This is a genomic window from Providencia manganoxydans (genome assembly GCF_016618195.1).
Lineage (GTDB): Bacteria > Pseudomonadota > Gammaproteobacteria > Enterobacterales > Enterobacteriaceae > Providencia > Providencia manganoxydans.
Genome location: NZ_CP067099.1, coordinates 1,116,595 through 1,139,097, shown reverse-complemented (window position 1 = coordinate 1,139,097; position 22,503 = coordinate 1,116,595). Strand labels below are relative to the sequence as shown.

General features: G+C 42.6%; 14 protein-coding genes, 2 tRNA genes and 3 rRNA genes. 2 read left to right on the top strand and 17 right to left on the bottom strand.

What is annotated here, in order from left to right; genetic code table 11:
* Positions 1-46 precede the first annotated feature (46 nt).
* The 3 genes from JI723_RS05005 to cysJ are packed head-to-tail and all read right to left on the bottom strand — an operon-like array spanning position 47 to position 4,313.
* Complete coding sequence (locus JI723_RS05005) at positions 47-781, bottom strand: phosphoadenylyl-sulfate reductase (RefSeq protein WP_272580290.1); 735 nt, start codon at positions 779-781, stop codon at positions 47-49.
* On the bottom strand, positions 778-2,508 hold the full coding sequence (cysI, locus tag JI723_RS05000) for an assimilatory sulfite reductase (NADPH) hemoprotein subunit (RefSeq protein WP_140182937.1): 1,731 nt from the start codon (positions 2,506-2,508) through the stop codon (positions 778-780). Before cysI ends, JI723_RS05005 begins: the two co-directional genes overlap by 4 nt.
* Positions 2,508-4,313 (bottom strand): NADPH-dependent assimilatory sulfite reductase flavoprotein subunit, encoded by a 1,806-nt coding sequence (cysJ, locus tag JI723_RS04995; RefSeq protein ID WP_140182938.1) that lies wholly within the window; start codon positions 4,311-4,313, stop codon positions 2,508-2,510. The genes cysI and cysJ overlap by 1 nt, the downstream gene beginning before the upstream one ends.
* A 237-nt stretch (positions 4,314-4,550) precedes the next feature.
* Here cysJ and queD point away from each other — a divergent pair, with 237 nt between their 5' ends.
* Positions 4,551-4,913: a 6-carboxytetrahydropterin synthase QueD gene (gene queD / locus JI723_RS04990; protein WP_070926449.1), complete on the top strand. Its 363-nt coding sequence runs from the start codon at positions 4,551-4,553 to the stop codon at positions 4,911-4,913.
* A gap of 35 nt (positions 4,914-4,948) precedes the next feature.
* Here queD and queE read toward each other — a convergent pair whose 3' ends face one another.
* Positions 4,949-5,620, bottom strand: coding sequence for a 7-carboxy-7-deazaguanine synthase QueE (queE, locus tag JI723_RS04985; RefSeq protein ID WP_337979816.1), 672 nt, complete (start codon positions 5,618-5,620; stop codon positions 4,949-4,951).
* 269 nt (positions 5,621-5,889) lie between these two features.
* On the opposite strand from queE, the gene JI723_RS04980 reads away from it, so the two are divergent.
* Positions 5,890-7,272, top strand: coding sequence for an amino acid permease (locus tag JI723_RS04980; protein ID WP_337979815.1), 1,383 nt, complete (start codon positions 5,890-5,892; stop codon positions 7,270-7,272).
* Between the two features lie 93 nt (positions 7,273-7,365).
* Here the strand turns inward: JI723_RS04980 and megL are convergent, their stop codons facing one another.
* The 13 genes from megL to rluD all read right to left on the bottom strand — a co-directional run bounded on the left by megL (position 7,366) and on the right by rluD (position 22,386).
* Positions 7,366-8,550, bottom strand: a complete 1,185-nt coding sequence (megL, locus tag JI723_RS04975) for a methionine gamma-lyase (protein WP_337979814.1) — start codon at positions 8,548-8,550, stop codon at positions 7,366-7,368.
* A 17-nt stretch (positions 8,551-8,567) separates the two neighbouring features.
* Complete coding sequence (locus tag JI723_RS04970) at positions 8,568-8,960, bottom strand: helical membrane plugin domain-containing protein (RefSeq protein WP_070926455.1); 393 nt, start codon at positions 8,958-8,960, stop codon at positions 8,568-8,570.
* 13 nt (positions 8,961-8,973) lie between these two features.
* Positions 8,974-10,161, bottom strand: coding sequence for an NAD(P)/FAD-dependent oxidoreductase (locus JI723_RS04965; RefSeq protein WP_070926457.1), 1,188 nt, complete (start codon positions 10,159-10,161; stop codon positions 8,974-8,976).
* A 229-nt stretch (positions 10,162-10,390) separates the two neighbouring features.
* Positions 10,391-10,918 (bottom strand): DUF1287 domain-containing protein, encoded by a 528-nt coding sequence (locus JI723_RS04960; RefSeq protein ID WP_337979953.1) that lies wholly within the window; start codon positions 10,916-10,918, stop codon positions 10,391-10,393.
* A gap of 128 nt (positions 10,919-11,046) precedes the next feature.
* Complete coding sequence (locus tag JI723_RS04955) at positions 11,047-11,835, bottom strand: endonuclease/exonuclease/phosphatase family protein (protein WP_337979813.1); 789 nt, start codon at positions 11,833-11,835, stop codon at positions 11,047-11,049.
* A gap of 307 nt (positions 11,836-12,142) precedes the next feature.
* Positions 12,143-12,219 (bottom strand) — tRNA-Asp (locus JI723_RS04950).
* 56 nt (positions 12,220-12,275) lie between these two features.
* Positions 12,276-12,391: ribosomal RNA gene (gene rrf / locus JI723_RS04945) — 5S ribosomal RNA — on the bottom strand.
* 139 nt (positions 12,392-12,530) lie between these two features.
* Positions 12,531-15,435: ribosomal RNA gene (locus tag JI723_RS04940) — 23S ribosomal RNA — on the bottom strand.
* A gap of 242 nt (positions 15,436-15,677) precedes the next feature.
* A tRNA-Glu gene (locus tag JI723_RS04935) sits at positions 15,678-15,753 on the bottom strand.
* A gap of 85 nt (positions 15,754-15,838) precedes the next feature.
* Positions 15,839-17,378: ribosomal RNA gene (locus JI723_RS04930) — 16S ribosomal RNA — on the bottom strand.
* Together the 16S, 23S and 5S rRNA genes with 2 tRNA genes alongside form the textbook arrangement of a ribosomal RNA operon.
* A gap of 597 nt (positions 17,379-17,975) precedes the next feature.
* Complete coding sequence (gene clpB, locus JI723_RS04925; protein WP_272580295.1) at positions 17,976-20,549, bottom strand: ATP-dependent chaperone ClpB; 2,574 nt, start codon at positions 20,547-20,549, stop codon at positions 17,976-17,978.
* A 125-nt stretch (positions 20,550-20,674) separates the two neighbouring features.
* Entirely contained in the window at positions 20,675-21,409 is a 735-nt protein-coding gene (gene yfiH, locus JI723_RS04920) for a purine nucleoside phosphorylase YfiH (RefSeq protein ID WP_337979812.1), read from the bottom strand.
* A complete protein-coding gene (gene rluD / locus JI723_RS04915) occupies positions 21,409-22,386 on the bottom strand; it encodes a 23S rRNA pseudouridine(1911/1915/1917) synthase RluD (RefSeq protein WP_070926472.1) in 978 nt (325 codons plus the stop codon). Before rluD ends, yfiH begins: the two co-directional genes overlap by 1 nt.
* Between the last annotated feature and the right edge of the window lie 117 nt (positions 22,387-22,503).

The window sequence follows — 22,503 nt, the reverse complement described above, 5'->3', positions numbered from 1 at the left end:
GAGTGGCTGATTTATCTGGTCAGCCACTCAAGTTATTTGCAGTAACTTACCCTTCATGCAGCCCACACTCTCGCTTTAAACCAAAAAAACGGGTTTCTTCTTCACTCATACCCGGTTCCCATTTACGAGTTGTGTGAGTATCACCAACAGATAGGTATCCTTGCTCCCAAAGAGGATGATAAGGTAAATCATATTTGGTCAAATACTCGTGTACTTGACGATTATTCCAATCAATCACTGGCAAGACTTTGAAGATCCCTCGACCAATACTCAACACAGGTAATGTGGAGCGACTTGCCGATTGCTCTCTACGTAGCCCTGAAAACCAACTTTGTGCATTTAATTCATGCAAAGCGCGCTCCATTGGCTCAACTTTATTGAGCTGATTATATTGTTCTATACCGTCTAGCCCTTGCGCCCATAATTGACCATAGATAGCTTCCTGCCATGCAGGTGATTTTGCAGCCCGATAAACCTGTAAGTTTAAATTAAGCTTCTCTGTTAACTGTTCAATAAAATGATAAGTTTCAGGAAATAGATACCCAGTATCAGTTAAAATAACAGGTATATCAGGCAATGCTTGTGTCACCATATGCAACGTTAGTGCAGCTTGTATACCAAAACTGGATGATAATACAAATTGATTGGGTAAATGCTCTAGAGCCCATTCAATCCTTTTTATTGCATCCTGTTTTTCTAACTGAGCATTAAAATCAGATAAATAGGCAGTTTGCTGTTGCTTATCTAAATTTAATACTTCAGTAAGTTCAAGCTGACTCATACTGCCTCCTTTACCTCATAGAAATCAACCGCAGAATTAAGCACCGGTTTCACAACATCACTACGAATTAAATAATCACCAAATCCTTCTTGATCCTCACGCTCTTTTGCCCAACGGCCTATCAAGGTATCAAGTATAGATAAAATTTCTGCTGAACTAATATTTTCTCGGTACATACGAGGGATGCGTGTTCCTATACGATTTCCCCCTAAATGTAAGTTATATCGATCAAGGGCTTTCCCCACTAACCCAACTTCAGCCAGCATTGCACGACCACAACCATTTGGGCATCCGGTGACACGTAATACAATGTGTTCATGGCCCACACCATGTGATGACATGATCTGTTCAACTTGCGTAACAAATTCTGGTAAAAAACGTTCCGCTTCTGCCATCGCTAATGGGCACGTCGGAAAAGAAACACAGGCCATTGAATTTTCACGCTGTGAAGTGATTTCATCACTGATTAAACCATGTGCACGCGCAATCGACTCAATCCGTGATTTTTCTTCTTCAGGCACACCCGCAATAATTAAGTTTTGATTTGCGGTTAAACGGAAGTCACCTTGGTGGATCTTGGCTATTTCAGCGACCCCCGTTTTTAACGGTTTATTAGGAAGATCAATTAAACGACCATTTTCAATAAACAACGTGAGATGCCAACGATCGTCTATCCCTTTTAGCCAACCAATCTGATCCCCTCTATGAGTAAATTGATAAGGTTGGATATCACCGAATGTGACCCCTGAACGTCGCTCCACTTCCTGTTTAAACGCCTCAACACCGACCCGTTCAAGGGTATATTTGGTTTTTGCGTTTTTACGTTCAGTTCGATTACCCCAATCACGTTGAGTGGTCACTATCGCTTCAGCAATAGCCAAAGTGTCCTTCAATGCAATAAACCCAAACTCGCTAGCTAATCGAGGAAAGGTCGCCGTATCCCCATGGGTCATAGCAAGGCCACCGCCCACCAGCACGTTAAAACCAATCAGCTCACCATCTTGTGCTATTGCGATAAAGTTCATGTCATTCGCATGTAAGTCCACATCATTAAGTGGTGGGATCACTACCGATGTCTTAAATTTTCGAGGCAAATAAGTTTTACCTAAAATGGGCTCTTCATCTGTCGTAACCACTTTCTCTTTATCAAGCCAAATCTCTGCATAAGCACTTGTTTTCGGTAATAAGTGCTCAGAGATTTTTTTAGCCCATTCATAAGCCTGTTGATGTAATTCTGACTGTACAGGGTTAGATGTACATAACACATTACGGTTGACATCATTCGCTGTCGCTAATGCATCTAAACCGACATGAGCCAACATTTGATGAGCAGGCTTCACGTCACCTTTTAAAATACCGTGAAACTGAAATGTCTGCCGGTTAGTGATACGCACACTGCCATATAACGTGTGTTCCGATGCAAATCTATCGATATCAAGCCACTGTTTCGGCGTGATAATGCCCCCAGGTAGCCGACAACGCAGCATCATTGCATGACGAGGTTCTAACTTTTGTTCCGCTCGTTCAGCTCTAATATCCCGATCATCCTGTTGGTACATGCCATGAAAACGGATCAGCAAGAAGTTATCTCCCTCAAAACCACCGCTTAATCCATTTTTTAAATCTTCTTTAATCGTTCCGCGTAAATAATTACTGTCATTTTTCATCCGCTCACTATCAGCGAGCTTGCCTTCTACGACCAAAGGCCCATATTTTTTTTCGCTCATTAGTAGACATCCCTCTGATACCGGCGCTCTACGCGCAGCTCACTTAAAAATTCATCCGCCGATTCGTTATCCATATTTCCGTATTGGCTGATGATATCCAGTAAAGCCTGTTCAACATCACGTGCCATATGATTAGCATCACCACAAACATAAATATGCGCACCTTCTTCAATCCAGCGCCATACCTGTTCACCTTCTTCGCGTAGCTTATCTTGCACATACACTTTTTGAGCTTGATCGCGCGACCAAGCTAGTGAAATATGAGTGAGTAGCCCATCTTTCACGTAACGTTGCCATTCCACCTGATATAAAAAATCTTCAACAAAGTGTGGATTACCAAAAAATAGCCAATTCTTTCCTGTTGCTTGATCATTATCGCGTTGCTGCATAAACGCTCTAAAAGGGGCAATACCAGTACCAGGGCCAATCATAATCACAGGTTTTGAGGTATCACTGGGAAGGCGAAAGTTATCATTGTGCTCAATGAAAACACGTAACTCATCACCTTCTTTTAAACGATCCGCTAAAAACCCTGAAGCGCCGCCAGTACGCGCACGACCATCGATGTCATAACGCACGACTCCCACGGTGACATGAACTTCATCTTCTGTTTCTGCCTGTGAAGAGGCGATAGAATATAACCTTGGAGTCAATGGCCTTAAAATATCAACAAACTCTTGAGCCGTCGGTTGCGCCGCTGCATGCCTTACCATGTCCACGATCGGCGTATTTTGCGCAAAATGCAAAATAGCTTGTTTATCACTGATCAAACCCAACAATGAATCATCTTTTGAAAGATGTGCATATTTTTCAACAATTAAATGGGTGTTCTGTGTGAGCTCTAAATGATGAGTCAATGCTTCACGAAGAGTATAAGTATTTTCACCTACATGAACACTTTCATCACCTTTTAACCATAAGAGCTGTACTAACTCATCAACAAGCAAAGGATCGTTATCAAACCATACCCCTAGCGCATCCCCCGGCTGATAACGCAGGCCTGAGTCCCCCAAATCAATTTCTATATGACGAACATCCTTTAATGAATTACGGCCTGTGATTTTTTGATTTACAGACAAGGATGCTGTAAGAGGTGCGGTTTTTGTATAAGGTGATGTATGGATTTCATCAACCGAACCAGTCTGAGCCGCGATTAACTGGCTAGCAGTTTGTGATGGAACTCTTGCTTTAAGCAACTGCGTTAATTCTTCAACCCACCTTTCAGCCTCAGCTTGATATTCTACGTCTGCATCAATTCTATTAAGTAATGATTGCGCACCTAACTTCGCCAATTGAGTATCAAAATCTTTACCTGCTTGGCAGAATTTTTCATAGGACGAATCACCAAGTGCAAAAACAGCATAGGCGGTATCATTAAGAGCTGGTGCCTTTTTCGAATACAAATATTTATATAGAGCAACAGCCTCTTCAGCTGGTTCTCCTTCACCTTGCGTTGATGCAACAATGACTAATACTTTTTCTTGAGCGATTTGCTTAAATTTATATTCACCCGCATTCACTAAGTTTACATTAAGCTTTTCGCTTATTAACCGTTCTCTTAATTGTTCAGCTAAACGACGTGCATTTCCTGTCTGTGAAGCAGAAAGGATGGTTATCGTTTCATTTTGTGGGACAGGTGCACTAGTCGGTACACTTGTCACCGTATTTTGATTGACCATTCCCCACAAATATCCAGACAGCCAAGCAAGCTGGTGTGATGAAAAGTCATCAACCGCTGTCTGCAAACGAGAAAGTTGCTCCGTTGATATTGGCAATGCCGATATTGGAGGCTGTTTATTTGTCATTATCCTGTAACCCCAGAGTTGCTTATCATCAATGACTACCCCGATAGTTTGTCAGGTTATAACACCCTCCAATAATGGGATAAGAAAGTATTGCCATAAGTAATAGCTAAAAAGCCTAATGAAATTCGTTTGTAGATCATACTCATAAAAACGGTTATTGATAATTCGGTAAAATAAGTAGCTTGAAGGACAAATTACAGTAGGATACGCTGCGTTTTGATTTATTAGGAGTGTATTATGACAACAAGTATCTATAAAGATTTTCATTTTGAAGCCGCTCACAAGCTACCTCATGTACCAGAAGGCCATAAATGCGGTCGCCTTCATGGCCATTCTTTCATGGTTAGATTAGAGCTAACGGGTGAGGTTGACACAAAAAGTGGTTGGATTATTGATTTTGGTGACGTCAAGCAAGCCTTTAAACCCATTTTAGATCAGCTTGATCACTATTATTTGAATGATATTGATGGCCTTGAAAATCCAACCAGTGAAGTGCTAGCAAGCTGGATTTGGCATAAAACCAAACCCCTCTTGCCACTCTTAAGCGCTGTTACCGTTAAAGAAACCTGTAATGCAGGCTGTATTTACCGCGGTGAGTAATGCTATGACTGATATGCCGTGAGCATCGCGGCACATCAAGCAATATGCAAATATTTATGTGTTTGAATTGAAAGCCGCCAATTACGCTCAATACACGTATCAATACACAGTTTAGTTGCTGAAGCTTTTTGACTAATCGGTTGTAATGCAACAATCGGAGTATTCAGTACAGTACGCCTTGCGAGTAAGCTATCCAAATCATCAATATCTCTTGCACGTGCCACTGGGTGCTTAATTTCATTCGCTCGATTGATTGAATCCGTAAGCACCTGTAACCCCCCCTTCATACCCACTTTAGGAGAAACTGTTACCCACGTTTGAGCAGAGCATTGGATCGGATAAGTTCCACTGGTTTCAATTTGGCATTGATAGCCTTGTTTTTCTAATTCGCTGGTTAAAGGAACTAAATCATAAATACATGGCTCCCCACCGGTAATGACAATATGCTTTGCTGTATAACCTTTTTCATTCATCAGGTTAATCAGTTCATTACTGTTAGCTAGCACCCATCTGTCTGTATCAATAGTTTTTAGTGCAATATCACCAAGCGTTGCTTCTTTATCCTTTTCTTTTTCCCACGTGTGTTTGGTATCGCACCAACTACAACCCACAGGGCAACCTTGTAAACGAATAAAAATGGCAGGAACACCGGTGAACACACCTTCACCTTGTAATGTTTGAAAAATTTCATTAATTGGGTAATTCATCGCACTCTCTAACGCTGTCAGCATAATGTGTATTGTATACTCTAAATAATTAAGGTTGCAGCTAAGCCAATAAGCTGCATAGAAAATTATGTAGCTGGCATACGTGCACATCGCCACTCAAAGACCTTCAACTTAAAGTATGACAAGTATATCGTAGATATCTTTCTCTGGTTATCCTACTTTATGGTAATGTAACTAGCTTGGATTAGAAGAAGTACATCAGATAAAAAAACCGAAACAATATTCGGTAGATCACGACAGGAAAAAACATGCAAAGTAGTAAAACAAACCAACTTAGAAAGGGATTGAGTGTCCGGCACATTCGCTTTATGGCGCTTGGCTCCGCTATTGGTACGGGCCTGTTTTATGGCTCAGCCTCTGCAATACAAGCGGCTGGCCCCGCTGTTCTTATTGCCTATATGGTTGGTGGCGCAGCCGTTTTTATGGTTATGCGTGCCTTAGGTGAAATGGCAGTTCACCACCCAGTGCCTGGCTCATTCTCTCACTACGCTAGCCATTATATGGGGCCATTAGCAGGTTTCCTGACTGGCTGGAACTATGTTTTTGAAATGCTTGTTGTCTGCCTTGCCGATATTACTGCATTTGGGATGTACATGGGCTTTTGGTTTCCGCATGTAGATCAGTGGATATGGGTACTCAGCATTGTTTTATTTATTGGCGCACTTAATCTCTGCCACGTGAAAATTTTTGGCGAAATGGAGTTTTGGTTATCCATCGTCAAAGTTACCGCAATCATTGCCATGATTGTTGGTGGTGCCTTTCTTATGTTTTATGGATTCGGTAAAGAAACGGATCATGCTGTTGGTATTCAAAACCTCTGGGAGCATGGCGGTTTTATGCCTAATGGTATAGCTGGGGTGATAGCCTCTTTAGCTATAGTGATGTTTGCCTTTGGTGGTATTGAAGTGATTGGTATCACAGCAAGTGAAGCTCAAGATCCAGAAAAAACAATTCCTAAAGCCATCAATGCCGTTCCTATTCGTATTTTATTATTTTATGGATTAACACTATTTATATTGATGTGTATCTATCCATGGAACCAAATTGGCCAAAATGGTAGCCCATTTGTCCAAATTTTTTCTAGCTTAAACATTTCCTCTGCTGCAAACATTCTAAATATCGTCGTGATAACCGCAGCCGTTTCCGCTATTAACAGTGATATTTTTGGTGCTGGACGTATGATGTATGGTATGGCTCAAGATAAACAGGCACCTAAAGTTTTCACTAAGCTCACACGCAATGGTGTGCCATGGGTCACTGTTTTAGTGATGTCAGTTGTTATGTTACTCGGTGTTTACCTCAATTACCTGTTACCTGAGCGGATCTTCGTTATTATTGCATCAATTGCTACCTTTGCAACGGTATGGGTTTGGTTAATGATCTTACTGTCTCAAGTAGCGATGCGCCGTAAAATGAGCAAAGAAGAAGTTAAAAAATTGAAATTTCCGGTGCCATTTTGGCCTATCGGCCCTGCGATCACCATTGCATTTATGGCGTTCGTTATCGCATTACTCGGGTTTTTTAAAGATACTCAGATAGCCTTAATTGTTGGCTGTGTATGGGTAGTAATACTGACAATAACTTTCTTTATTATGCGCTCGTTCCAAAAAGGTGACGTCTCTCAGAATTAAATTGAAACATCAGTTGCTTGATTTTCAACTAATAACTTAATATCAAAAGCCTGCGCCCCAATTTAATCCGTTGGGGCGTTTTTTATCCACTTATTATTGGAGAGCTTGCTCAAGATCTTCAATCAAATCATTAACATCTTCCAAACCAATAGATAATCGAAGTAGTCCATCACTGATCCCATAAAATTGGCGCTCTTCAGGCGTATAGGTTGAATGCGTCATACTGGCAGGGTGCTGCGCTAAAGATTCACAATCTCCTAAACTAACAGCTCTAGAGAACAAATTAAGACGGTTTAAAAAATGCTTACCTGATTCTAGTCCCCCCTTTATTTCACAGGCAATCATTCCACCTGCAAGTTTCATCTGCTTTTTCGCAAGCTCATATTGTTTAAAACTGGGTAAACCTGGATAAATAACAGAGGCTATTTTAGGGTGTGACTCTAAATATTGTGCAACAATTTGAGCATTCTTCACAATACGTTCTAAGCGCACGGGTAAGGTCTTCATTCCTCTCATCACTAAACTAGCATCATGTGGTGACAAACAAGCGCCAGTCATATCTTTTAGGCCTACCATTCTAATTTTCGCGGCGATTTCTTTGGTTGTAATCACAGCACCCGCGACTACATCACCATGACCACTCATATATTTTGTTAATGAATGAATGGCAATATCTGCTCCTAAAGTGAGAGGTTGCTGCATGTAAGGTGTACAGTAGGTATTATCAACTATCACGATCACATTGTTACATTTAGCTATTTGGCTAACTGCTTGTATGTCCACTAAACGCATATCAGGGTTAGCTGGCGACTCAAAGAAAATAGCGCGGGTATTTTCAGTTATTGCATTAGCCACATTTGTTGGGTCACTCATATCAATATGACGTACTTTAAGACCAAACCGCTCAAGACCACCATGGAAAAATGAGTAAGTACATCCATAAACTGTCATATCCACTAATATTTCGTCACCAGGAACTACTAAGGACCAAAAGGTTGATGTTATTGCTCCCATTCCTGATGAAAATACAATGGCAGCTTCTCCACCTTCTAAATCTGCAATCCTTTTCTCTAATAAATCTAAAGTAGGATTATTGATCCTTGTATAAATATAACCATCTTTTTCTCCACTGAAGCAAGCAGCCCCTTCTTCTGCACTACTAAATGAGTAGGTAGATGTTTGATATACAGGAGGTACCAATGCACCTTTATTTTCTTGTTGGTTATAAAAACTATGTATAATCCTTGTTTCGAAAGCATTAGTTTTATTTACGCTCATACCACTCTCCTAAAAAATTACTTTTCATTGGATAGAGGTACCCTTGAACCCATAATTTGCAATGTTCTGAGTAGGATACTTATTCCCCGTAATGTATTTGGATCCTTCAATAAGCTATAAACTGAACGAAAGTTTTGTTTTTTATCATCATATACCGATTCCATTTTAGCCATGTTATACGCAGTACTTAGCTCCCAAACTGGCGATAACGTATCTTCAAATGAATTCGCTAATTTTTCTACTGTAGCCAAATCTAAAATATCAACGAGATCAGATATCAAAGAAAGTAAATCAACAATATTATCTAAACGTTTTAATTGTAATAAAGGTGATAATTTATCAGCAAGGTGAGCCGCAGATTCAGAGTTAATTAACTCGATTAATTTAGATTGTGCATTATCATTTGACATAATTAATCTCCCTTTACACTAAACCACGAATAGCGGCCCAATAGATACCTCTATTAAAACCATTTCTTAATAGTCCTCCCACTTTCGTCGCAGGAGTAGGTATCACATCGTGTTTGTAATCATACTGTAATGGCATACCTGCATTTAATCCCATTTGCGCAACAGCTTGTACACGCCCATCATAGATAGCAGCTGGATACCCATAAGTTAATTCACCACAAATATTATCCGCTATAATTGATGCTTGATTGTGACAGCTACCTCCAGCCTTACTAATTGGTAAGTCAACTGTATCACCGATAACATAAACACCTTCTGTACCATAAACTTGCATAGTCTCATGATCAGTTGGCAACCAGCCTTCACCATTATTGTGTTCACTTAAACCTGTATTAATAACAGCTTCTACCGCAGTAATTGGTGGGGTACTAATTAAAATATCAAAAGGTTGTTCATCACCTTCTTTTGAATAAGCTATTTTTTTATCAGGATCAACCTTATTTAAAGTAAACCCACGTTGGGCTTTAATATTCTTCATATCAAAAATTTCAGGGATAGCTTCACAAACGGGTTGCTGCATGAAAAGACAATTTCGTAATAGCTGGGAGACGGTTGGGTAGGTATAAACAATTTCAATATTGTCTCTCACACGCCGCTTGCGCAAAAACTCATCCAACATCAGCGTTGTTTCCATTGGAGCAATGCCACATTGATGAGGTACATTAGGCGTTTCTGGAAATGAAACCGTGATAAAAATTCGTCCTTTTTCTATTTTAGATAATTGATCTGCTAATTTTCGTGCAGGCTCATAAGCGTAAAAATGATTACCTATCTCTTTTAATCCTTCGATTCTATCGGGTCTAGGTACACAACCTGTCGCAATAACCAAATAATCATAATTCAATATTTTACCACTATGGCCTCTTAACTCTTTATTCTTAAAGTCAAAAGAATCAATTTTATCTATGACTAAATTAATTTCTGGTCGTAATAATGACTGTTGATCGCGACTTAATTCATCCTTAAAGAATAAGTTAAATGCAACATACATAAAGGCTGGTTTATAATAATGAATGGGGTTATCTGTAACTAGTGTTATTTTTATTTTTTTAGAAAAAATATCTTTATTTAACTTCCTAGCAAGGGTGTTTGCTAGCATTGTGCCACCAGTTCCACCACCAACGATGATAATATTTTTCATTCTATAGCCGCCTATATTTCAATGAGTTTCAAGTAAATAACGCTTGATTGAATAAATATAGCTTAAATTAAATAATTCGCCATGCATTTATTTGACAATTAATACTAATAAAACAAATGAAATTAATTACGAAAATTAAAATATCAAAAATTTAAAATAAACAAAATTATAATTACGCACATTATTTATCACTTACTGAAAATAAAATAGTCTTTTTTTTGATTATCTTTTACTTTAAGTATGAGTAGTGACCAACAATACTCCATCGAAATAATATATCTTCAGATACTTGTCCATATCCAATGTTATGCATAATTAAATACCGTTTATTATCTACCGTTCTATGTGTAGTCACTATCCCAATATGTGGACGCCCATTATCTAAACGCCAAGAAACGATATCTCCCGGTAAATAATCTTCTGCATTTGATGTAATCGGTTTAGTAATACCTTTACGTGAAAAGAAAACTTCTAAATTTGGTACTCGACGATGGTCAATATTTGTATCGGGCTTACTTAAATCCCACATTTTTTGGCTAGGATATTGGCTAAAATTATTCTTAATATCCTCATGTAGAAGTTGCTGTAAATCGATACCTATTTTGCGATAGCTTCGTATAACCACATCAGAGCAAACTCCATAGCCTTGAGGAACATCCCCATTTGGATAGTTAATTTGTCGATAAGAAGGGTCGTAAATAACAATTCGAGGAAGTTGTTCTGCTTGCCTAGCGAGAAGTAGATTGTTATCTGCCATAACGTAACTAGATACAAACAAGAGAATGAAAAATACACGCATTGAATTGCCCTCTAACATCTTGAGAATCAGATCAAAATGTAAGACAAAGCGGCAACCCAAAAAAGGTTAGCTAATCTTAAATATCTCTATACCAGATCAAATTGTGTAATTATCGGATTATGATCTGATGCATCAGTGTTTATCACATAACTATCTTTTACCTTGAGACCTTTATAAAAAAAGTAATCTAAAGGTCTACCAAATGCTTTAGTCCTTTGGTCATTATTATAACTCACTTCCTTTAAACCTACGCTTCTTACAAAGCGTTTCAATACATTTACTCTTTGACGGCTCCATGCATTAAAATCACCAGCTAAAAGAACGGGACCAACGTGTTTAGCAATATGTTCACCGAGTTTACTTAATTGCCTAATGTAAACATCCACACCAAAGCTAAAATTAATGGCATGTACATTCGCTACCATAAGGTGCTTTCCATTAGGTAAAGGGTAAACAGTGATCAATGCAGATTTAACTAGCCGTAATAAAGGTTCTTTTTCTCGCAGAGGGCAACAATAAATAGGGTGTGAAGTAGCTAATGTCATAACCCCAGCAGGGTGTGGTGAAAAAGGTAAAGCAGGAACCTGATCAGCGATAAGTTGGTGTGATGCTGCAAAAGAAATCAATTCAGGTGACATTTGAGCCTCTTGCAATAGGATAAGCTTTTTATCCTTAACCAGCTCATTAAGTACTGCTTTCCAGTTAGAGCGCTGTTGTTTATAAATATTCCAAGTGACAACATCTAAGGTTTCCCCCGCAGCAAACAAAGGCAAACCTACGGGTAATGAATCACCTAGCATATGCACAGGCATTGGCTGAATACGTTTAGCGGGCTGACCTGCAATATATCTTACTGAATAGGTTCTTTTCGCCACGTTTCGGATCCCTACAATTATTGGAAATTAAAAGCATTTTAGCAATTTCATAAACTATCTGCCCTGTAGTATATCAAAGCCGGCATGTTATATCTTATGAAGTTAATACAGAGTTGGCGTGATAATTAACTACTCATTCATCATTAATGAACGATAAGTAGTGTTTACTATCACCGATAGCATTTTTGATACAATAACTTGATTTTAATAAGAATTATAAATAGAGATTAGATAAATGAGTTGTAATACAAAGAGTAAAAATTACATAGTAAAAAGCCCCGTGAGTTATCTCACGGGGCTTAATAAGTGGCGGAACGGACGGGACTCGAACCCGCGACCCCCTGCGTGACAGGCAGGTATTCTAACCAACTGAACTACCGCTCCACTTATTCTTTCACCTTTCGGCTGCTTATCGCATTGCAATAAGTCTTTAATTTAATGTCTGGCAGTTCCCTACTCTCACATGGGGAGACCCCACACTACCATCGGCGCTACGGCGTTTCACTGCTGAGTTCGGCATGGGGTCAGGTGGGACCACCGCGCTATTGCCGCCAGACAAATTCTGTTTCGTTCCCGTTTGCAGTTATCTCAACGCAAACCAGAACCTCAATCTCAAACAAGCTGCGTGTCCTTCACCTTTCGGCTTCTCACTGCCCAAAAACAACTCAATCTCTCTAAAACACCTTCGGTGTTGTCAGGTTAAGCCTCACGGTTCATTAGTACTGGTTAGCTCAACGTATCGCTACGCTTACACACCCAGCCTATCAACGTCTTAGTCTTAAACGTTCCTTTAGGACCCTTAAAGAGTCAGGGAAGACTCATCTCAAGGCAAGTTTCCCGCTTAGATGCTTTCAGCGGTTATCTCTTCCGCACTTAGCTACCGGGCAATGCCATTGGCATGACAACCCGAACACCAGTGGTGCGTCCACTCCGGTCCTCTCGTACTAGGAGCAGCCCCTTTCAATCTTCCAACGCCCACGGCAGATAGGGACCGAACTGTCTCACGACGTTCTAAACCCAGCTCGCGTACCACTTTAAATGGCGAACAGCCATACCCTTGGGACCTACTTCAGCCCCAGGATGTGATGAGCCGACATCGAGGTGCCAAACACCGCCGTCGATATGAACTCTTGGGCGGTATCAGCCTGTTATCCCCGGAGTACCTTTTATCCGTTGAGCGATGGCCCTTCCATTCAGAACCACCGGATCACTAAGACCTACTTTCGTACCTGCTCGAGCCGTCACTCTCGCAGTCAAGCTGGCTTATGCCTTTGCACTAACCGCATGATGTCCGACCATGCTTAGCCAACCTTCGTGCTCCTCCGTTACTCTTTGGGAGGAGACCGCCCCAGTCAAACTACCCACCAGACACTGTCCGCACCCCGGATCACGGGGCAACGTTAGAACATCAAACATTAAAGGGTGGTATTTCAAGGTTGGCTCCATGCAGACTGGCGTCCACACTTCAAAGCCTCCCACCTATCCTACACATCAAGGCTCAATGTTCAGTGTCAAGCTATAGTAAAGGTTCACGGGGTCTTTCCGTCTTGCCGCGGGTACACTGCATCTTCACAGCGAGTTCAATTTCACTGAGTCTCGGGTGGAGACAGCCTGGCCATCATTACGCCATTCGTGCAGGTCGGAACTTACCCGACAAGGAATTTCGCTACCTTAGGACCGTTATAGTTACGGCCGCCGTTTACTGGGGCTTCGATCAAGAGCTTCTCCTTACGGATAACCCCATCAATTAACCTTCCAGCACCGGGCAGGCGTCACACCGTATACGTCCACTTTCGTGTTTGCACAGTGCTGTGTTTTTAATAAACAGTTGCAGCCAGCTGGTATCTGCGACTGGCTTCAGCTCCATGGGTAAACCACTTCACCTAGCGCCAGCGTGCCTTCTCCCGAAGTTACGGCACCATTTTGCCTAGTTCCTTCACCCGAGTTCTCTCAAGCGCCTGAGTATTCTCTACCTGACCACCTGTGTCGGTTTGGGGTACGATTAATGATAATCTAGAGCTTAGAGGCTTTTCCTGGAAGCGGGGCATGAGCTACTTCATCACCGTAGTGACTCGTCATCAGACCTCAGCATGTAGTGAACCGGATTTGCCTAATTCACCTGCCTACATCCTTAAACCGGGACAACCGTCGCCCGGATAGCCTAGCCTTCTCCGTCCCCCCATCGCAATTATCACCAGTACAGGAATATTAACCTGTTTCCCATCGACTACGCATTTCTGCCTCGCCTTAGGGGTCGACTCACCCTGCCCCGATTAACGTTGGACAGGAACCCTTGGTCTTCCGGCGTGCGGGTTTTTCACCCGCATTATCGTTACTTATGTCAGCATTCGCACTTCTGATACCTCCAGCATGCCTCACAGCACACCTTCGCAGGCTTACAGAACGCTCCCCTACCCAACAACATCTAAATGTCGCTGCCGCAGCTTCGGTGCATGGTTTAGCCCCGTTACATCTTCCGCGCAGGCCGACTCGACCAGTGAGCTATTACGCTTTCTTTAAATGATGGCTGCTTCTAAGCCAACATCCTGGCTGTCTGAGCCTTCCCACTTCGTTTCCCACTTAACCATGACTTTGGGACCTTAGCTGGCGGTCTGGGTTGTTTCCCTCTTCACGACGAACGTTAGCACCCGCCGTGTGTCTCCCGTGATAACATTCTTCGGTATTCGTAGTTTGCATCGAGTTGGTAAGTCGGGATGACCCCCTAGTCGAAACAGTGCTCTACCCCCGAAGATGAGTTCACGAGGCGCTACCTAAATAGCTTTCGGGGAGAACCAGCTATCTCCCGGTTTGATTGGCCTTTCACCCCCAGCCACAAGTCATCCGCTAATTTTTCAACATTAGTCGGTTCGGTCCTCCAGTTAGTGTTACCCAACCTTCAACCTGCCCATGGCTAGATCACCGGGTTTCGGGTCTATACCCTGCAACTCATTCGCCCAGTTAAGACTCGGTTTCCCTACGGCTCCCCTATACGGTTAACCTTGCTACAGAATATAAGTCGCTGACCCATTATACAAAAGGTACGCAGTCACACCCGAAGGTGCTCCCACTGCTTGTACGTACACGGTTTCAGGTTCTATTTCACTCCCCTCGCCGGGGTTCTTTTCGCCTTTCCCTCACGGTACTGGTTCACTATCGGTCAATCAGGAGTATTTAGCCTTGGAGGATGGTCCCCCCATATTCAGACAGGATAACACGTGTCCCGCCCTACTCGTCGAGTTCACAACACCAACACCTTCGGATACGGGGCTATCACCCTTTACTGCCGGACTTTCCAGACCGTTCTCCTGATGCTGATGCTGATTAAGACTCTGGGCTGCTCCCCGTTCGCTCGCCGCTACTAGGGGAATCTCGGTTGATTTCTTTTCCTCGGGGTACTGAGATGTTTCAGTTCCCCCGGTTCGCTTCGTTTGACTATGTATTCATCAAACGATAGTGCAACGAATTGCACTGGGTTTCCCCATTCGGAAATCGTCGGGTATAACGGTTCATATCACCTTACCGACGCTTATCGCAGATTAGCACGTCCTTCATCGCCTCTGATTGCCTAGGCATCCACCGTGTACGCTTAGTCGCTTAACCTCACAACCCGAAGGTGTCTTTTTTGTCAGTCGACATGAAACCCGACGGTTTCTGTCTGTTGACGACATCTTCAAGTTGAGATTTTTGAGAGACTCTCACATTGTTTAAGCGATAAACAATGTGCGTTGTTTTCAATTTTCAGCTTGTTCCAGATTGTTAAAGAGCATAATTGTTAAACCCACTACACTGTAATGGGCTTAATCATTATTGGGGTATCGCCTTTCACTCGATGACCGGCGCATTGGCGTCCCCTAGGGGATTCGAACCCCTGTTACCGCCGTGAAAGGGCGGTGTCCTAGGCCTCTAGACGAAGGGGACATCAGTCTCTGCTTCGCAGACGCGCTTGCTGCTCTACTTTCTATCAGACAATCTGTGTGAGCACTTCACAAAAACACTTCAATGGTAAGGAGGTGATCCAACCGCAGGTTCCCCTACGGTTACCTTGTTACGACTTCACCCCAGTCATGAATCACAAAGTGGTAAGCGCCCTCCCGAAGGTTAAGCTACCTACTTCTTTTGCAACCCACTCCCATGGTGTGACGGGCGGTGTGTACAAGGCCCGGGAACGTATTCACCGTAGCATTCTGATCTACGATTACTAGCGATTCCGACTTCATGGAGTCGAGTTGCAGACTCCAATCCGGACTACGACGTACTTTATGAGTTCCGCTTGCTCTCGCGAGGTCGCTTCTCTTTGTATACGCCATTGTAGCACGTGTGTAGCCCTACTCGTAAGGGCCATGATGACTTGACGTCATCCCCACCTTCCTCCGGTTTATCACCGGCAGTCTCCTTTGAGTTCCCGACCGAATCGCTGGCAACAAAGGATAAGGGTTGCGCTCGTTGCGGGACTTAACCCAACATTTCACAACACGAGCTGACGACAGCCATGCAGCACCTGTCTCAGAGTTCCCGAAGGCACCAAAGCATCTCTGCTAAGTTCTCTGGATGTCAAGAGTAGGTAAGGTTCTTCGCGTTGCATCGAATTAAACCACATGCTCCACCGCTTGTGCGGGCCCCCGTCAATTCATTTGAGTTTTAACCTTGCGGCCGTACTCCCCAGGCGGTCGATTTAACGCGTTAGCTCCGGAAGCCACGCCTCAAGGGCACAACCTCCAAATCGACATCGTTTACAGCGTGGACTACCAGGGTATCTAATCCTGTTTGCTCCCCACGCTTTCGCACCTGAGCGTCAGTCTTTGTCCAGGGGGCCGCCTTCGCCACCGGTATTCCTCCACATCTCTACGCATTTCACCGCTACACATGGAATTCTACCCCCCTCTACAAGACTCTAGCTGACCAGTCTTAGATGCCATTCCCAGGTTAAGCCCGGGGATTTCACATCTAACTTAATCAACCGCCTGCGTGCGCTTTACGCCCAGTAATTCCGATTAACGCTTGCACCCTCCGTATTACCGCGGCTGCTGGCACGGAGTTAGCCGGTGCTTCTTCTGTCGGTAACGTCAATCGTTGATGATATTAGCATCAACGCCTTCCTCCCGACTGAAAGTACTTTACAACCCTAGGGCCTTCTTCATACACGCGGCATGGCTGCATCAGGCTTGCGCCCATTGTGCAATATTCCCCACTGCTGCCTCCCGTAGGAGTCTGGGCCGTGTCTCAGTCCCAGTGTGGCTGATCATCCTCTCAGACCAGCTAGGGATCGTCGCCTAGGTGAGCCATTACCCCACCTACTAGCTAATCCCATATGGGTTCATCCGATAGCGCAAGGACCGAAGTTCCCCTGCTTTGCTCCTAAGAGATTATGCGGTATTAGCCACCGTTTCCAGTAGTTATCCCCCTCTATCGGGCAGATCCCCATACATTACTCACCCGTCCGCCGCTCGTCAGCGAGAAGCAAGCTTCCCCTGTTACCGCTCGACTTGCATGTGTTAGGCCTGCCGCCAGCGTTCAATCTGAGCCATGATCAAACTCTTCAATTAAAAGTGTTTGATGCTCAAAGAATGTTTTACTGTCGCCTGATTTCCTAAGAAACCAGATTACCTATTAGTTCATATGTATATGAATTAACGTGTTAGTCACTCTTCAAGACTTTAAAATCAAATATTTTTTGATAGTGTCTTGTGAGTGCCCACACAGATTGTCTGATAAATTGTTAAAGAGCGTTGCGACATTTTGATAATTTTTATCAATTAACTTCCTAGGATTTAATCACTTAGGTCGTTGTCGCGAGGTGGCGTATAATACGCTTTCCTCATCGAGAGTCAAGCTTTTTTTCACTTATTCTTTTCAGAATCTCTCGCTGCCTTCGTGATGCCTTTTAGGTTATCCCTTGGGCTTGCCATCACATTTCGTGTCGGCTCATCGTCGGTCAGTGGAGGCGCATTATAGGGAGTCAGGAAATTCTAGCAAGTGTTTTTTTGAAAAAAAATGACAACCGATTAACTTTTATACTTTAAGGCTATTTTTATAGCTAAAATAGTCTTTTTAGATGCTCAAATCCCATATCTAGAAAGATTAGTGATAAAAAAGGCGACCATGAGGCCGCCTTCTATATTTATATCTTTAGAGTTAAATGATTACTGCTTAGCGATGATTTCATCATTTTCAACATCTAACACAACTGGTTTACCTGGAATAAGTTTGCCAGACAGTATCTCTTGCGCCAGCGGGTTTTCAATTTCTTGCTGGATAGCACGTTTCAGTGGACGAGCACCAAAGATTGGATCAAATCCTGCTTCACCAATTTTTTCCAATGCAGCTGGTGTTGCACTCACATCATAACCATGCTCTTCCATACGTTTGTATAAACGTCCTAATTGGATATTCGCAATATTCGTAATTTGTTCTTTACCTAACGGGTGGAACACAACGACTTCATCGATACGGTTGATAAACTCTGGTCTAAAGCTATGTGCTACAACTTCCATTACCATATCTTTCATTTCTGAATAACCTATGGTGCCGAAACGTTCTTGAATCAAATCAGAACCAAGGTTAGACGTCATGATAATAACGGTATTACGGAAATCGACCGTACGACCCTGACCATCAGTCAAACGACCATCATCCAATACTTGTAATAGAATATTGAAAACATCTGGATGGGCTTTTTCCACCTCATCCAATAATATTACCGAGTACGGACGACGACGAACGGCTTCCGTCAGATAACCACCTTCTTCGTATCCCACATATCCTGGAGGCGCACCAACCAAACGGGAAACTGCGTGTTTCTCCATAAATTCAGACATATCAATACGAACCATCGCATCATCACTATCAAACATAAAGTTTGCCAGTGCTTTACACAGTTCTGTTTTACCAACCCCTGTTGGCCCTAAGAACATAAATGAACCAATTGGGCGATTAGGATCTGACAAACCAGCGCGACTACGGCGGATAGCATTAGACACAGCAACCACGGCTTCATCTTGGCCAATTACACGTTGGTGTAATTTCTGCTCCATACGTAACAATTTTTCTCTTTCACTTTCCAACATACGAGAAACCGGTATACCCGTCCAGCGAGCGAGAATTTCTGCAATTTCAACGTCTGTCACTTTGTTACGCAGAAGTTTCATGCTCTTACCTTCTGCTTTTGTCGCGGCTTCTAATTGCTTTTCCAACTCAGGGATACGGCCGTACTGTAGCTCAGACATCTTGGCTAAATCACCACTACGACGCGCCTTATCCATTTCGTGGCGTACATTTTCTAATTCAGCTTTAATATGCTGAGTACCTGTTAATGAAGCTTTTTCTGCTTTCCATTCTTCTTCTAATGAAGAATATTCACGCTCTTTTTCTGCTAACTCTTCTTCAAGCATATCAAGGCGTTTTTTACTTGCGTCATCGGATTCTTTTTTCAGTGCCTGCTGCTCCAGTTTGAGCTGAATAATACGACGCTCTAAACGGTCAAGGGATTCAGGCTTAGAATCCATTTGCATGCGCAAACTCGCACCCGCCTCGTCAATCAGGTCGATAGCTTTGTCTGGCAGCATACGATCAGTAATGTATCGATGTGATAATGTTGCTGCTGCGACAATCGCTGGGTCTGTAATTTGTACATGATGGTGCAACTCATAGCGCTCTTTCAGACCACGTAAAATCGCAATGGTATCTTCTACGCTAGGCTCAGCCACATATACCTTTTGGAAACGACGTTCTAAAGCCGGATCCTTTTCAATATATTGACGATACTCGTCTAAAGTGGTTGCACCCACGCAGTGTAATTCACCACGAGCTAACGCAGGCTTCAACATATTCCCTGCGTCCATAGCTCCATCAGCTTTACCCGCGCCGACCATGGTATGTAACTCATCAATAAACAGAATGACATTACCTTCTTGTTTAGCAAGGTCATTCAATACACCTTTTAAACGCTCTTCAAATTCCCCACGGAATTTTGCACCTGCAATTAACGCGCCCATATCGAGAGATAAAACGCGTTTATTTTTTAGTCCTTCAGGGACTTCACCATTAACAATACGCTGCGCTAAACCCTCAACGATAGCGGTTTTACCTACACCCGGTTCACCTATCAATACAGGGTTGTTTTTTGTACGACGCTGTAATACTTGAATTGTACGGCGGATCTCTTCATCACGCCCTATCACTGGGTCTAATTTGCCTTGCTCTGCACGCTCAGTTAAATCAACTGTAAATTTCTTTAAGGCTTGGCGCTGGTCTTCAGCGCTTTGGTCATTCACTTTTTCTCCACCACGCATCTGTTCTATTGCCTTATTTAAGTTAGCTTTATTTACACCAGCCGCTTTAAGCATATCTGCGAGGGATGTATTCGCTTCTAAAGCAGCAACAAGAAATAATTCAGAGGAGATAAATTCATCTCCATTTTTTTGTGCTAGTTGATCACATAAATTTAAGTGACGGATCAAATCACTTGATGGCTGAACATCACCAGCAATACCTTGTACCTGTGGTAGGCGGGCAAGAGCCTCTTCAATTTTTTGTTTAAACTCTACTGCATTAACACCTATTGTGGTCAAAAGAGGACGAATTGAGCCACTCTCCTGATTAAACAGTGCACTTAATAAATGAATAGGTTCAATAAACTGGTTTTCGCGCCCAAGGGCTAATGACTGGGCGTCAGCGAGAGCTTGCTGGAATTTATTAGTTAAACGATCCAGACGCATAACACCTCCAATAAAATGGAATTAAAATTGCTTCTGGTGAATAGATGAGGTCTATTTCTATTTATTCAAGTTTACATCTTAATTATTTTAGTGATATTGGTTAATTTGGAACAATTCACTAACTACTAGTTATTTATCCATATTAATGATGCCATACGCCCCGTTTTACCCTCACGACGATAGGAAAAAAATCTGTTTTTATCACTTACTGTACAAAATGAGCCACCATAAATGGATGAAATCCCTATTGCTTGTAGTTTTTTTCGTGCTAATAAGTAAATGTCAGCTAAATACTTTTCACCGTACGGAACAAAACCTGATGCTAAATCCGTTGATTGTTTAATAAAGGCTTCCTTGACTTCAATACCTACCTCAAAGTTTTCAGGGCCAATGGCAGGACCGAGCCAAGCCATAATCTCACTTTTTGGGCATGAAAATTGAGCGGCTGTATTCTCAAGTACACCATCACACAAACCACGCCAACCTGCATGTGCAGCTGCGACTTCTTGACCATCTTTACTGCAAAAAAGGACAGGTAAACAATCTGCGGTCATGATGGTGCAAACTTGCCCCACCTGATTAGTATATACCGCATCAGCACGGGTGTTTTCCCAATCACCATTGTTTAAACACACAACTTCTGTTCCATGAACTTGCTGGAGCCACAAAGGTTGCTGTGGCAAGCCAGCTAATTTTTGTAATAAAGAACGATTTTCACTGACTAACACAGGGTCATCACCTACATGCCCCCCTAAATTTAGGCTATCAAACGGCGCCAAACTCACACCACCAAGGCGAGTTGTGCTACAGCTAGATATATTGCTAGGTTGTGGCCAATCAGGGAAAATAAGTGAATTCATTACCAGTCCATATTATCTTTATGTAGTTGATAATCTGCCTTTAAGGCTTCGATAAGTTCCACCATATCATCTGGTAAAGGTGCATGCCACTCCATTTGGATCCCTGAAATTGGATGATATAAACGTAACATGGTGGCATGTAATGCTTGGCGGTCAAATTTACGCATGACGTCTAAAAATGCTTCACTGGCACCTTTCAATGGGCGAGGACGGCCACCATATAATGGATCACCAATAAGAGGATGGTTAATGTGTGCCATATGTACGCGTATTTGGTGAGTTCTTCCCGTTTCTAAACGCAAGCGCAAGCGAGTGTGTGCTCTGAAATGCTCCATGATACGGTAATGTGTTACGGCAGGTTTTCCCATCGGGTGTACGGCCATATGAGTGCGTTTTGTTGGATGTCTCGAAATAGGTTCTTCCACCATCCCACCCGCAGTCATTCGACCAACGGCAACTGCTTCATATTCACGTGTGATTTCACGTAGCTGTAATGACTCAACTAAACGAGTTTGTGCAGGAACCGTTTTTGCAACCACCATCAAACCAGTCGTGTCTTTATCGAGACGGTGAACAATCCCTGCTCGTGGTACGTCAACAATTTCAGGATAACGATATAGTAATGCATTTAAGATAGTGCCATCTGGGTTACCTGCACCTGGGTGTACCACTAAACCACGAGGTTTGTTGATGACTAAGATATCTTCATCCTCATAAACGACATCCAAAGGAATATCTTGTGGCTCCCAACGATTCTCCTCTTCAATCAACGCATCGACTAAAATTTGTTCGCCACCTAAAACTTTTTCCTTTGGCTTATTGATAACTTTCCCATTAACCTGCACTCTATCATCTAAAATCCACTCTTTTATACGAGAACGTGAATAATCAGGGAACAATTCCGCTAAAGCCTGATCTAAACGTTGACCGAGCTGTGATTCAGCAACAGTTGCATTAAGTTGTACTTGTTGAGCCATAAATTAATCTACTTTTTTAGTGTTTGTGTTTTGACGGCGAGGCCGTTTTATTTAAAATATATGCTATTGTAACTCGAATTTTGCCGGGAGCCTTACGGATAGTCTCCCTCGAAACAC

Bases quoted from the DNA above. Each gene is read 5' to 3' on its own strand.
- JI723_RS04965 (WP_070926457.1), bottom strand. From the start codon at position 10,161: ATGAAAAATATTATCATCGTTGGTGGTGGAACTGGTGGCACAATGCTA.
- queD (WP_070926449.1), top strand. From the start codon at position 4,551: ATGACAACAAGTATCTATAAAGATTTTCATTTTGAAGCCGCTCACAAG.
- cysI (WP_140182937.1), bottom strand. From the start codon at position 2,508: ATGAGCGAAAAAAAATATGGGCCTTTGGTCGTAGAAGGCAAGCTCGCT.
- megL (WP_337979814.1), bottom strand. From the start codon at position 8,550: ATGAGCGTAAATAAAACTAATGCTTTCGAAACAAGGATTATACATAGT.
- rluD (WP_070926472.1), bottom strand. From the start codon at position 22,386: ATGGCTCAACAAGTACAACTTAATGCAACTGTTGCTGAATCACAGCTC.
- JI723_RS04980 (WP_337979815.1), top strand. From the start codon at position 5,890: ATGCAAAGTAGTAAAACAAACCAACTTAGAAAGGGATTGAGTGTCCGG.
- yfiH (WP_337979812.1), bottom strand. From the start codon at position 21,409: ATGAATTCACTTATTTTCCCTGATTGGCCACAACCTAGCAATATATCT.
- clpB (WP_272580295.1), bottom strand. From the start codon at position 20,549: ATGCGTCTGGATCGTTTAACTAATAAATTCCAGCAAGCTCTCGCTGAC.
- cysJ (WP_140182938.1), bottom strand. From the start codon at position 4,313: ATGACAAATAAACAGCCTCCAATATCGGCATTGCCAATATCAACGGAG.
- JI723_RS04960 (WP_337979953.1), bottom strand. From the start codon at position 10,918: ATGGCAGATAACAATCTACTTCTCGCTAGGCAAGCAGAACAACTTCCT.
- queE (WP_337979816.1), bottom strand. From the start codon at position 5,620: ATGAATTACCCAATTAATGAAATTTTTCAAACATTACAAGGTGAAGGT.
- JI723_RS04970 (WP_070926455.1), bottom strand. From the start codon at position 8,960: ATGTCAAATGATAATGCACAATCTAAATTAATCGAGTTAATTAACTCT.
- JI723_RS05005 (WP_272580290.1), bottom strand. From the start codon at position 781: ATGAGTCAGCTTGAACTTACTGAAGTATTAAATTTAGATAAGCAACAG.